Raw genomic sequence first — 12,562 nt, forward strand, 5'->3', positions numbered from 1 at the left:
AAGAATAATAGCAGTCGATTTGCTAAATCAATTTCATTTTAACTTTTTCAGTCTGAAAATAAAGAAAAGCGTAGAAATACATAGATAGCATACCAAGGAAAGAATGAGAGACAGGTATTCCTCCTGAGTCATCTCACCTCTCATGTATATCCATATTGGATAGCTTTTTATCGCATTGACCAAATAGATACCAGCTGTTAAACTGAAAAGATATCCTGTTATAATGAGTTTCTTGTTGTTGAAAAACATTAAGATACCAAGAAAAGGGGCAAGGAATGGTAAGAGAGGAATGAGTAGAAAAAATGAAAAGACGACAATATTTTCCGTCCCCCATAGACTGAGCGTATTCATTAGCCAGACATAGAGTAAAAGGAAGGTACAAGTGATCATCCAAGATAATATTTTCTTCAAATCTATCACCTCATTTCAGCTCTTGGCTAAATTTCATCTTAACTTTGTCGTTAATACTCTCCAAACAAAAAACGACATCCTAAAAGGACGTCGCAACGTGGTTCCACCTTCATTTATGTTCCTCAAAAAAGAGGGACACCTCTGATTGGCTTTAACGTGGCCACCGTTTTATGTTTGCATAAAAGTCAGTAGAGTAGTATCAGTTTAGGCTTTCTATGCGTTTCCAGCAACCACGCACTCTCTAGTAGAAAGGGACTAAGTGACTTGTCTCTATGCATTATTATAGCATGATTGCGAGAATTTTCAAGGTTTTTGTATAATTTTTTTGTTTTTCGCTCTCTGGAAGAGATGCTTGATCCCCACACCAGCAGCCAAGCCAAGTAGGGCAAAGAGCTCATAGGCTAGGAAGTAAAGCAGGATGAACTCGCCAAAGGTGATGATGGTAAAGCAATAGAGCAGACCAATACCGAGTAGCCACCAAAGTGAGAAATGAAATCGATAGCTATAAAGTAGCGATACGATAAAGGTTACCAGAGGTGAAAAGAGGATGATGTTGTAAATGTATAGTCCCTTCAGTGTATATGGGTCAGAGATGAGTAGAGAGAGGAGCTCATAGAGGGGCCAGTAAAAAAAGAAAGTGACAAGGTAGTATGGGATATACTTAAGATAATTCCGCATGGCAATAGTCCTCCAATCTGGAAAAATTGAGAGATATTGTGGACCACATAATCCTAAATGAAGGGGAAGTTTCTACTTATATTATAGCACGATTTGGAGGCTCTTACAATTTAATCCAGTGATCAGTGATAGTGATCTTTTCGAGTGTTTTCTGTTATAATACTAACAAAAGAAGTAAAAGGGTAAGGAGAAAGAATGACCAAAATAGCAGTTCTTTCAGACATACATGGAAATACGACAGCTTTGGAAGCTGTTTTGGCTGATGCAAGAGCGGCAGAGGTAGACGAGTACTGGCTTTTGGGAGATATTCTCATGCCTGGAACAGGACGTAGAAGGATCTTGGATCTCTTAGCAAGTTTGCCTATCACTGTAAGAGTGCTGGGAAATTGGGAGAATAGTCTCTGGCGAGGTCTGCATCGCAAGTTAGATCCTACAAAAGCGAGCCATCGTTATCTCCTGCGCCTAAGTCAGTACATCTTAGAGGAGGTCAGCCCTAAAGAAATCGAAGACCTCAATAATCAACCTATGCAAGTTCATCGTCAGTTTGGTGATTTGATGGTGGGAATCACTCACCATCTCCCTGATAAAAACTGGGGAAGAGAATTGATCCATACGGGAAAACAAGAAGATTTTGATAGATTGGTGACGGAGCCACATGCTTCTATCGCAGTATATGGCCATATTCATCAACAGTTGCTTCGTTACGGAAGTGATGGACAGTTGATTCTCAATCCAGGTTCGATTGGGCAACCCTTCTTTTTAGATGCGAAGTTGCGTAAGGACTTGCGTGCCCAGTATATGATTTTAGAGTTTGATGAAGCAGGTTTATCTGATGTTGATTTTCGTCGAGTGGATTATGATGTAGAAGCCGAATTGCAGCTGGCTAAGGATTTAAAGCTCCCTTATTTTCAGGTTTACTATGAAAGCTTGATAAATGGAATTCACCACACTCATAACCATGAATTGTTAGGTCAGATTAGTGAACAAGAAGGTTATGATCAGGATGTTGAACTCTGGATGGAAAGAGACAAAAAAGATTGGTTTTAAAAGGAGTTTTGACTAGAAATAGGATAGTCTAATGACAGCTGCTGTTTCGCGATAAGTCGAACTGGATACGAATTGACGGCTTCTCAAATTTATGTTAGAATAACGGAATATAACTAATTTGAATCTCATACTAATTGATATTCAAAATAAGAGGAGACAGATAATGAAACCAGAAGAGTTACATGCTATTGCCTCGGAGTTGGGCTTGCAATTTGACGAAGATTCGCGTAGTATTTATGGCACGCAGTCAGGCTATTTACTTTTCCTGCAAGAAACTGATGTGAAAAATCAGTTTCGACTTTGTGTCAGTGTGAGTTTGAATGGCAATCCTGCGGATTCAGAAGAAAACGAAATGGTTTGGGATGAGTTTAAGAGTGAATCTCTTCCAAACTTGTCGACCTTGTCTATCAACCAGTACCTTGTTTCTTTTGTCGTAAAAGGTGCAATGCGCAAATCAAAAACAATCGAAAAGTTACAGACGCTCATAACAGACCTCATTGCATTCCTTGAAACCCATCATTTCGTCCAAGTGTGTGCCTACAGTGGTCAGGAAGGCCCCGTTGGTCTCTATCAATTAGGTGATTCAATTTTCCTTATCAACGAGGAAAGCTATCAATTGCTGAAGAGCAACCTTCAAATCGAGGTGGATTCTTATCAAAATCAAAAGGAAAATGTTCTTCTTGGAGCAGTTGGTGCCTTGCTTGGAGCCTTGATTGGTGGAGCAGTTGCTCTATTTATCGCACGTCTAGGTTATGTGGCTATGGTGGCGGGCATTGTTCTGGGGATTTGTACCATTAAAGGATATGAAATCCTTGGAAGAAAGGTATCTCGAAAGGGGATTGTGATTTCCTCTATTTGGATGGTGATTACTGTCTTTCTAGTGAATCAAATTGATTTGGCGATGGAAGTCGTTTCCAAACTAGGGGTTGAGTTTGCCTTTGCTTTCCGAGTGGTGAATGAATTAATCTTTAGCGGTGATTTCCCAGATAACTATTTTTATAATCTAGCTATGTTAGCTGTGTTTACCTTAGTTGGTGCTGGGGTGTCTATCAGCTCGGTTTGGTCAAGTCATAAAACAAAAGGGATTGTCCGTAAAATTGCATAAAAAATAAGTCTTTGTATTTCCTCCGCCGTTCCGGTTACCAAGAGGGATACAGGACTTTTTGCATGGAGAAGATAATCAGTCTATAATATTTGACAGGAAAACCAAAAACGGTATAATGTTTATACGGGAAAAGATGAATAAAATATCAATGAAAGGAGAAGAAGATGCAAATTTCAAGCCGATTTACCATTGCGACCCATATGATGATTATTATTGCAATGCAGGATACAGATAGTAAAGTAACCAGTGATTTTCTTGCGGCCAGTGTCGGAGTCAATCCAGTCATTATCCGTAAGACTTTATCACAACTCAAAAAAGCTGGATTGATTTCAGTTGCTCGTGGTACGGGAGGAACTGAGATAATAAAAGACCTTCAGGATATCAGTTTGTTGGATGTCTACCAAGCTGTGGAGTGTTTAGGAAAATCCGGTAAGCTCTTTAGTTTCCATGACAATCCAAATCCTAATTGCCCAATTGGTGCTAATATCCATGCAGTCTTGGACCAAAAGTTGTTCGATGTTCAAGCAGCTATGGAGAACCAACTTCGTCAGACAAGTCTGGCTCAGGTTGTAGCAGATGCTCAGAATAAACTCTCTAAGTAAGAGGACTAAGGTTCTCTTTTTCTATTGCTATAATTATGGTACAATGTAGTCATCAAAGGAGGAGACTATGTACTTTATCACAGGATTTTTTGTCTTACTTTTTCTCGTTTCGTTTTTAAGGGACAATCGCAGTCTCTGGAATCCAGCTCTCTTGCTTTTGTCTCTGCTCTTTTCTTATATGTCCATTGCCAATCTTTTTTACGAAGCTGGGCAGAAAGAAGTGCACATGGTTTTCTTTGCAGGGATTTTTCTCCTGCTGCCTCTTTTAGTTTTTCTAAGTGGTTTTTTCCTTATTTATAATGGATTTGTGTTATTGAAAAAAGAAGGAAAATCCAAGGCAAATTATTTGTCTCTAGGATTAGGGTGCGTGATTCTATTCTTTTTTGTAATCATGGCGATTCGAGTGAGCGATACTAAGGGCTTGTTCTATACCAATCATCTAGTGAATATTATCTTTTTCTTTTTGATTTATTCGTATTTGATTTTTGGTTTTGCTTTTGCAGGATTTCTGCTTTATTCTATTCTGTATCTTTTTATTCCCAAGAAAAAATATTATGATTTTATCATCATTCACGGAGCAGGCTTATTGAATGGAGAAAAAGTGACTCCCTTACTGAAGAGTCGCATTGACAAGGCAGTAGAAGCTTATCACCAGTCTCTCAATCCCAATGTTAAAATCATCGCAAGTGGTGGTCAAGGTGGGGATGAGAAGATTTCCGAGGCTCAGGCAATTTGTAATTATTTGCTGGAAGAGACGGATGTTCCGAGAGAAGCGATTCTCCTAGAGGAAGACTCAACGACGACCTATGAGAATCTTCTCTTCTCAAAAGAAATGGGAGAGAAGCTGGTGGCCAGTCCACGTTTTCTCTTTGTGACCAATGATTACCATGTTTTTCGTACCAGTACCTATGCTCGCCGTATTGGGATGAAGGGAGATGGTCTTGGTTGCCGTACAGCCGCCTACTATATCCCATCAGCCTTTATTAGAGAATATATTGCTCTATGTGTGAAGATGAGATGGCTTTTTATCGCTTTCTATGTTTTGTTGATTTTAGCTCTGATTTTCTCTTATAGAGGTGTTCTATGGTAATATGTAAAATTCATATTGTAATTCTTGTTAGAATCTCTAAAAAATCTTGTAGTAACTCTAAGGGAAAAATTGTCACTAGTAATGAAAGAGCAGGGTAAGTGATTGTGAGTGCGGTTTTAGGAACGGTTTCATGATTGCTCGTCAATCAATTGAACAATTTCTAACCTAGTTGCAGATTTTCAGAGAGAGTCAAAAATAGGCAACTGAATATGAGTAGACTAGAATTTTACAGTCAACGACAAATAAAAATGTGAACAGCAACAGAGGTTCACATTTTCTTTTTGGTCTATGGCAAAATGGCTTTTAGTTCCTTCAGGATAGTTTGTAAGGTTACGATCGCTTGTTCTCCTTGTTGTGGTTGGTAGAGTAGTTGGAAATACTTGCGAATAGTTTCTTCAAATTGCTTAGGGAGGAGTGTACAATTGGTCTTTGCGTACTCCAACATTCGTTTTTCACCAGGATGGGTTTGCTCATTGAGCGCAAATAACAAGTCAAAGTAGGAAGCAAAAAACTCACTCGTACGATGATTCATACTGAGAAGATCTTGGCGTTTGATAGCTTTTTCTATTTGGTGAGAGAAGGCAGGCATGGCTTGTTCTAGCAAAAGGAGTTGCCTTTCGATGATCTGTTTTTTGAGTTCGTGTGGATAGGGAATCTGGTAGGTTCTTTGGAGCAAAGCATAGTGTCCATTCGGGTCGTATAAAATCTTGCTGTGGAGTAGATTATGCCACATGCAAGTTGTATAGGCATTTTGAGCTTTGTGCTGAAAAACGGTTGAGTTCAATTCCTGTTCAAACGACTCCAGCGAACGATAAATCAACTCGATTTCGATACCGTTGTTTAGTACGCAGTCATCTTCTAATTCCCAAAACTGGTTTCCAATTTCCATATAAGAACAATACTTACTCAAGATATCTCGTCGAATCGCCTCATCAATAGAAGAGTTTAGATAGACATAAACGTCATAGTCAGAATTTTGATCGTAGGCTTGTCCTGCACGAGAACCACCAAGAGCAATAGCTTCTACTTGTTCCAGTTGAGAGAATTCTTTGCAAAGTTCGTGGATCATGATTTTTCTCCTTGCTTTAGGGTTTTAAAGTCATTTTACCAAAAAGTAAAACGTTTGCATAGCATTAAGTTGCTCTTTTTCATTTATAGCAAAAAATGTGAACCCTTGTTTCGAGTTCACATTTCTTTTTTATTCTGCGGCTTGTTGCCAACGTTTTGCTAGCATATGAGACAAGCTAGAAATAGCAAAGTTAAAGATAAAGTAAATCAAGGCAATCAGGATATACAGACTGAAGACCTGCTCTGGTTCGAAATAGCGTCCCATGAGAATTTGGCTAGCGCCAAAGAGTTCTTGTAGAGCGATAACAGAGTAGAGAAGGCTGGTATCCTTAATTACAGTTACAAACTGAGAAATGATGGCTGGCAGCATTTTACGAATCGCTTGTGGGAGAATGATGTAGTAGAGGATTTGCGCAGAGGTGAATCCTTGCGACATTCCTGCTTCATACTGGCCCTTGTCCACGGCATTGAGGCCACCTCGGATAATCTCAGCCAGGGCTGCTGAGGTAAAAAGAGTAAAGGCAGTAATACCAGCTGGTGTGGACTTCATCTTAAACACCAAAAAGATGGTGAAAATCCAGAGGAGGTTGGGAACGTTACGTACAAACTCGATATAAATGCTGGAGATGATCCGTAAAACAGGATTTTTCCCATTTCTCATGACGGCTAGCACTGTTCCGATAAGGGTCGAGAGGACGATAGCGATTAGAGAAATGTAGAGGGTTAAGCCAAATCCTTTAAAGATAAAGACTAGGTTATCTGGGGTCAAAACTTCTAAAATAGATTCCATAGTAACCTCCTAAAGTGAATAGGCTTTTTTGTTGGCTTGCTCCATCTTGCGGCCAAACTGGGCAACAGGGAAGCATAGGGCAAAGTAGAGAAGAGCAGCACCTAAAAATGCTGGGATATAATTTCCGTTGAGAGCCGACCAAGACTTAGTCACAAACATCAAGTCTACTCCAGAGATGATGGCAACTGTAGAGGTGTTCTTGATGAGGTTAACGATTTGGTTGGTCAATGGAGGGAGAATGATACGGAAGGCTTGAGGCAAGATAATCAAGCGCATGGCATTGATATAGGTAAAACCTTGCGACAGGGCGGCCTCCATCTGACCGCTAGGAATAGACTGAATCCCTGATCGAATAACCTCAGCGATATAAGCGCCGTGATAGAGTCCCACACAAAGTACAGCTGTCCAATAAATCGGAATCATGATGATATGGTCACTGATAAGAGGTAGGCCATAAAAAACGATAACAAACTGCACCAAGAGGGGAGTATTTTGATAAAATTCGACAAAGATACGAGCCAAAACACGCAAGAATGGGCGTTTGCTGGTTGACATGGCCCCAAAGAAGATGCCCAAAACCATGGCGAGGATAAAAGATCCAATCGCTAGGGCAAGGGTGAAGAGGAAACCATTGAAAAATTGTCCAAAATCCTGAAAATAGGCTGTCCAAGATGATAAATCTGTCATGGGGTGTCCTCCTTAATCTGCGGTATGGCTAGATGGTTTGAGCTTGTAACGGTCATAAAGTTTCTGCAAACTACCGTCCTTGGTCCATTTAGTGACCAAGCTATCAAGATAATCGTTGAGCTCGGTGTTTGATTTCTTGGTAACAATACCGTAGTCAGATGGTTTAAAACTATCATCTAGTAGTTCTGTCCGTTTACTAATGTAGCCAGATAGGATAGAGCGGTCCACGGAAAAGGCATCAATACGGTGAGCGTGAAGGGAAGTAATCAATTCTGGGTAGGAACCGAGTTCGACAAATTTAAAGGTTAGACCTTTCTTTTTGCCCAGTTCAGTAATCAGGCGTTGGGTGATGGAACCTTGAGCAACTCCGATCGTTTTACCGTTTAGATCCTCAATGCTTTTGATGTTGGCGGATTTGTTGACCAAAAATCCAGAAGCGTCCGTATAGTAGGGACTGGTGAAGTTGTATAATTTTTTACGTTCATCTGTGATGGTAAAGGTTGCGATATCCATGTCTACCTGTTCATTGTCTAGGAGTGGTCCACGTGTTTGAGCGGTAACAGGAACGTAGCGAATCTTGACCTTGAGTTCATCTGCAATCATCTTGGCAAGGTCCGTTTCGATACCAGAATAAGTCCCTGTCTTGGGATCCTTGTAGCCAAAATTAGGAACGTCTTGTTTGACACCGACAACTAGTTCGCCTCTTTTTTGAATGTCTGCGACAGTGGTATCAGCCTGAACTGGTTTGGCAGCAGCAAGGCTGAAAAGGCTAATCAATAATGCGGATAAAAAGAATTTCTTTTTCATAGGCGCCTCCTTATTTGACTTTGTCACTTTCGTGGTTGATAATTTTGCTGAGGAATTGTTGGGCACGAGGTTCGCTTGGTTTGTCAAAAAAGTCATCAACATCTGTCGTATCTACCAAAACCTCTCCGTCGGCCATAAAGATAATGCGGTCCGCAACCTCTCGGGCAAAGCCCATTTCGTGAGTAACGACAATCATATTCATACCATCTCGGGCCAATTTTTGCATAACTGCTAGAACGTCTCCGATGGTTTCAGGGTCAAGGGCAGATGTTGGCTCATCAAAGAGGAGGAGCTCCGGATGCATGGCAAGACCACGAGCGATGGCGATCCGTTGTTTTTGTCCACCAGATAGCATGGCCGGATAAGAATCTTTCTTGTCCCACATGTTTACAAATTCCAGATATTTTTGGGCTGTTTTTTCAGCTTCTTTTTTATCAATTCCTAGAACTTTTATGGGCGCTAGTGTCACGTTTTCTAACACTGTTTTGTGTGGATAAAGGTTAAAATGTTGAAAAACCATGCCGACTTCCTTACGAAGAGGAACTAAATCTTTCTGGCTAGCACCTGCTACTTGGTGTCCATTGACCAAGAGACTACCTTTGTCAACAGCCTCCAAACCATTAATCGTACGGATAAGAGTGGACTTCCCAGAACCAGAAGGTCCAAGCAAGACAACGACTTGTCCTTTTTCAAAACGGAGATTGATATCGCGGAGTGCGTGGTAGTCTCCATAATATTTTTCGACGTGTTTAAATTCTACTAAAGCCATGAGAGATCTCCTTTGTGTTAGATTTTATAACATGATTCTACACCAAAAGATTTGTCTTGTCAAATAATATCAGAAAAAAGTTAGTAAAATTTTTGTACAAAGCAATCTGAATAGAGAAAAAGCCTAAATCATGTTATAATGAAACGATAGAATTCTTAGAAAGAGTGGATGTTTTTTTGATAACTCCTACTTATGAATGGCAGTTTGCCCCGCAGGTAGAAGATGCGGATTTTACAAAGATAGCCAAGAAGGCTGGACTGGGTCCTGAAGTGGCTCGGTTATTATTTGAAAGAGGGATTCAGGATGAAGAAAGTCTAAAGAAGTTTTTAGAACCTTCCTTGGAGGACTTGCATGACCCCTATCTGCTCCATGATATGGAGAAGGCAGTAGAACGGATTCGTCAGGCGATTGAAGAAGGGGAGAATATTCTCATCTATGGAGACTATGATGCGGACGGTATGACTTCGGCTTCGATTATGAAGGAAAGTTTGGAACAACTTGGTGCCGAGTGCCGTGTATACCTACCCAATCGTTTTACAGATGGCTATGGGCCCAATGCCAGTGTTTATAAATACTTTATCAAGCAAGAAGGAATTTCCTTGATTGTGACGGTGGATAATGGGGTTGCTGGTCACGAGGCCATTGAACTGGCCCAGTCTATGGGAGTGGACGTCATTGTAACCGACCACCATTCTATGCCTGAAACCTTGCCAGATGCTTATGCGATTGTTCATCCCGAGCATCCAGATGCGGACTATCCTTTCAAACAGTTGGCTGGTTGCGGAGTGGCTTTCAAGCTGGCTTGCGCCCTTTTAGAAGAAGTGCAAGTGGAACTACTGGATTTGGTCGCCATCGGAACTATTGCAGATATGGTGAGCCTAACAGATGAAAACCGTATTTTGGTTCAATATGGCCTGGAAATGTTGGGGCATACTCAGCGCATCGGTCTGCAAGAAATGTTAGATATGGCTGGGATTGCTGCTAATGAAGTAACAGAAGAAACAGTTGGATTCCAGATTGCCCCTCGTTTAAATGCTTTGGGGCGTTTGGATGATCCCAATCCCGCCATTGATTTGTTGACTGGGTTTGACGACGAGGAAGCGCATGAGATTGCCCTCATGATTCATCAGAAAAACGAAGAGCGTAAGGAAGTCGTCCAGTCTATCTATGAAGAAGCTAAGACCATGGTGGATCCTGAGAAGAAGGTCCAGGTTTTGGCTAAGGAAGGCTGGAATCCTGGCGTTTTGGGTATCGTCGCTGGTCGTTTGTTGGAAGAACTAGGGCAGACAGTTATTGTTCTTAATATAGAAGAAGGTCGTGCCAAGGGTAGCGCTCGTAGTGTGGAAGCAGTCGATATTTTTGAAGCTCTGGATCCCCATCGAGATCTCTTTATCGCCTTTGGTGGCCATGCTGGTGCAGCAGGAATGACGCTAGAAGTGGAGAAACTTTCAGATTTATCTCAGGTCTTGGAGGACTATATCCGTGAAAAAGGAGCAGACGCTAGTGGTAAGAACAAGTTAAATCTAGATGAAGAGTTGGATTTGGAGACACTTAGCTTAGAAACGGTTAAAAGTTTTGAACGTTTAGCACCTTTTGGGATGGACAATCAGAAACCTGTTTTTTATCTCAGGGATTTCAATGTCGAGAGTGCTCGTACTATGGGGGCAGGCAATGCCCACCTCAAACTAAAAATTTCCAAGGGTGAGGCGAGTTTTGAAGTGGTGGCCTTCGGACAAGGTAGATGGGCGACAGAGTTTGCTCAAACCAAGAATCTAGAATTGGCAGTCACCCTGTCTGTCAACCAATGGAATGGCCAAACTGCCCTCCAGTTGATGATGGTGGATGCGCGTGTGGAAGGTGTTCAACTCTTTAACATTCGTGGGAAGAATGCAGTCTTGCCAGAAGGTGTTCCAGTCTTGGACTTTGCTGGAGAATTACCAGAATTAGCGACCAGTGATGCTGTGGTTGTGAAGAATATTCCAGAAGATATTACCCTGCTGAAGACCGTTTTTCAGGAACAAAATTTCTCTGCGGTCTATTTCAAGAACGACATTGACAAAGCCTACTATCTAACAGGTTATGGAACCAGAGAGCAGTTTGCCAAATTGTACAAGACCATTTACCAGTTTCCAGAGTTTGATATTCGCTACAAGCTAAAGGATTTGGCGGCTTATCTCAATATTCAACAAATCTTGCTGGTCAAGATGATTCAAGTATTTGAGGAGCTAGATTTTGTGACAATCAAAGATGGGGTCATGACAGTCAATAAAGAAGCGCCGAAAAGGGAAATTGCTGACAGTCAGATTTACCAAAATCTCAAACAAACTGTAAAAAATCAAGAAATGATGGCACTGGGGACCGTGCAAGAAATGTATGATTTTTTAATGGAGTTATAGATGGAAAGAGGCTGAGGTAACCAATCTCAGCTTTTTCTTTGTCTTATATTGAACTTATGTAGTAAAAGTATAAATTTTTGTAACATGACTAAAATATAACTCTAAACTAACTGACATGTAAATCAAGTATGATTTTCTTATCAAGAAAATATAAGGGGAATCTAGTTATGAAAAAAACAGTTACGAAACTGACTCTTGGTTTGACTTCTACCGCTATTTTGGCTACAGTTGGGGCTCAAACGGTTCATGCGAACTCTTACGTTGTCCAAGACGGTGATTCATTTTATGCCATTGCAACTGCAAACGGCATGGATCCGCATGAGTTGGCAGCTTTGAATGGAAAAACCATCTTTGACACTATCCACCCAGGGGACGTATTGGAAGTGAGTGGTTCTGCTCAGGCTAGCTCTACCTACAGTGCTCCAGCTAGCACTGCAAACGTGGTATCAGATACAGAAGATGTTGTCGAAAAGACTCCAACAAACTATGGAAACTCTTATCCTGTTGGTCAGTGTACATGGGGCGTGAAAGAATTGGCTCCTTGGGCAAGCAACTGGTGGGGAAATGCCAACACGTGGGCAATCTACGCGAGTGCTCAAGGCTATAAGACAGGAAGTATTCCAGTAGTAGGAGCAATCGCCGTTTGGGATGGTGGTGAATATGGACACGTTGCTTATGTAACAGATGTTCAAAGTGAAAACTCTATCCAGGTATTGGAAGCAAACTACAGACGTCAAAAGCAGATTGCGAATTATCGTGGCTTCTTTAATCCACATGAATTTTTAGGTAACGTCACTTATATCTATCCAAACTAAAGATGATAAAAAGATTTAGAATTTCTAAGTCTTTTTTCTTTTTGAAAAAATTTCCTAACGTTATCCTCTATATTAATGGCTAATTTCTGAAATTTTTAGATTCTGTAGCGAACAGGAAATTCTCGCTTTTGGATGTAGATAAACCATGTCTTTGTAGAAAATAGTTCTCAAGTCGAGAGGTGAAGGGCAAGAATTTAACTTGTTTTGAACTAAAAGAGAAATTTAGAGTTCGAGAAAGGTATCTGAAATTAAATTGATTCAGAAAATCCATATTTTTGATGGTGCAATCCTTCCATT

At 40.8% G+C, this 12,562-nt stretch carries 13 protein-coding genes; 6 read left to right on the top strand and 7 right to left on the bottom strand.

Annotation, left to right across the window (positions count from 1 at the left end):
- Positions 1 to 33: 33 nt before the first annotated feature.
- Together B7717_RS09745 and B7717_RS05940 are read right to left on the bottom strand one after the other, a co-directional pair.
- Positions 34 to 390: a hypothetical protein gene (locus B7717_RS09745; RefSeq protein ID WP_049490306.1), complete on the bottom strand. Its 357-nt coding sequence runs from the start codon at positions 388 to 390 to the stop codon at positions 34 to 36.
- Between the two features lie 324 nt (positions 391 to 714).
- Positions 715 to 1,089 carry a hypothetical protein gene (locus tag B7717_RS05940; RefSeq protein WP_049490304.1) on the bottom strand — a complete coding sequence of 125 codons (375 nt, stop codon included), beginning with the start codon at positions 1,087 to 1,089 and terminating at the stop codon, positions 715 to 717.
- A gap of 195 nt (positions 1,090 to 1,284) precedes the next feature.
- Between B7717_RS05940 and B7717_RS05945 the strand changes: the two genes are divergently transcribed.
- The 4 genes from B7717_RS05945 to B7717_RS05960 all read left to right on the top strand — a co-directional run bounded on the left by B7717_RS05945 (position 1,285) and on the right by B7717_RS05960 (position 4,933).
- A complete protein-coding gene (locus B7717_RS05945) occupies positions 1,285 to 2,136 on the top strand; it encodes a metallophosphoesterase family protein (RefSeq protein ID WP_084944377.1) in 852 nt (283 codons plus the stop codon).
- A 163-nt stretch (positions 2,137 to 2,299) separates the two neighbouring features.
- Complete coding sequence (locus B7717_RS05950; RefSeq protein ID WP_084944378.1) at positions 2,300 to 3,241, top strand: hypothetical protein; 942 nt, start codon at positions 2,300 to 2,302, stop codon at positions 3,239 to 3,241.
- Between the two features lie 164 nt (positions 3,242 to 3,405).
- A complete protein-coding gene (locus B7717_RS05955) occupies positions 3,406 to 3,843 on the top strand; it encodes an Rrf2 family transcriptional regulator (protein WP_049490302.1) in 438 nt (145 codons plus the stop codon).
- A 67-nt stretch (positions 3,844 to 3,910) separates the two neighbouring features.
- Entirely contained in the window at positions 3,911 to 4,933 is a 1,023-nt protein-coding gene (locus B7717_RS05960) for a YdcF family protein (protein ID WP_049477611.1), read from the top strand.
- Between the two features lie 286 nt (positions 4,934 to 5,219).
- Here B7717_RS05960 and B7717_RS05965 read toward each other — a convergent pair whose 3' ends face one another.
- The 5 genes from B7717_RS05965 to B7717_RS05985 form a co-directional block, all read right to left on the bottom strand.
- A complete protein-coding gene (locus B7717_RS05965; RefSeq protein WP_049477612.1) occupies positions 5,220 to 6,002 on the bottom strand; it encodes a DUF4037 domain-containing protein in 783 nt (260 codons plus the stop codon).
- 129 nt (positions 6,003 to 6,131) lie between these two features.
- On the bottom strand, positions 6,132 to 6,791 hold the full coding sequence (locus tag B7717_RS05970; RefSeq protein WP_084944379.1) for an amino acid ABC transporter permease: 660 nt from the start codon (positions 6,789 to 6,791) through the stop codon (positions 6,132 to 6,134).
- 9 nt (positions 6,792 to 6,800) lie between these two features.
- Positions 6,801 to 7,478: an amino acid ABC transporter permease gene (locus B7717_RS05975; RefSeq protein ID WP_070683360.1), complete on the bottom strand. Its 678-nt coding sequence runs from the start codon at positions 7,476 to 7,478 to the stop codon at positions 6,801 to 6,803.
- Positions 7,479 to 7,490: 12 nt separating this feature from the next.
- Entirely contained in the window at positions 7,491 to 8,285 is a 795-nt protein-coding gene (locus B7717_RS05980) for a transporter substrate-binding domain-containing protein (protein ID WP_083312759.1), read from the bottom strand.
- Between the two features lie 10 nt (positions 8,286 to 8,295).
- Positions 8,296 to 9,054 carry an amino acid ABC transporter ATP-binding protein gene (locus tag B7717_RS05985; protein WP_070683358.1) on the bottom strand — a complete coding sequence of 253 codons (759 nt, stop codon included), beginning with the start codon at positions 9,052 to 9,054 and terminating at the stop codon, positions 8,296 to 8,298.
- 176 nt (positions 9,055 to 9,230) lie between these two features.
- Here B7717_RS05985 and recJ point away from each other — a divergent pair, with 176 nt between their 5' ends.
- Both recJ and B7717_RS05995 read left to right on the top strand, forming a co-directional pair.
- The gene (gene recJ / locus B7717_RS05990) at positions 9,231 to 11,450 is read left to right on the top strand and encodes a single-stranded-DNA-specific exonuclease RecJ (RefSeq protein WP_162287139.1); all 2,220 of its coding nucleotides are present in this window, start codon (positions 9,231 to 9,233) and stop codon (positions 11,448 to 11,450) included.
- 167 nt (positions 11,451 to 11,617) lie between these two features.
- Positions 11,618 to 12,265 carry a COG3942 and LysM peptidoglycan-binding domain-containing protein gene (locus B7717_RS05995; protein WP_000754475.1) on the top strand — a complete coding sequence of 216 codons (648 nt, stop codon included), beginning with the start codon at positions 11,618 to 11,620 and terminating at the stop codon, positions 12,263 to 12,265.
- Positions 12,266 to 12,562 lie beyond the last annotated feature (297 nt).

This window comes from Streptococcus oralis subsp. oralis (genome assembly GCF_002096495.1).
In the GTDB taxonomy this organism is placed as follows: domain Bacteria; phylum Bacillota; class Bacilli; order Lactobacillales; family Streptococcaceae; genus Streptococcus; species Streptococcus oralis_CU.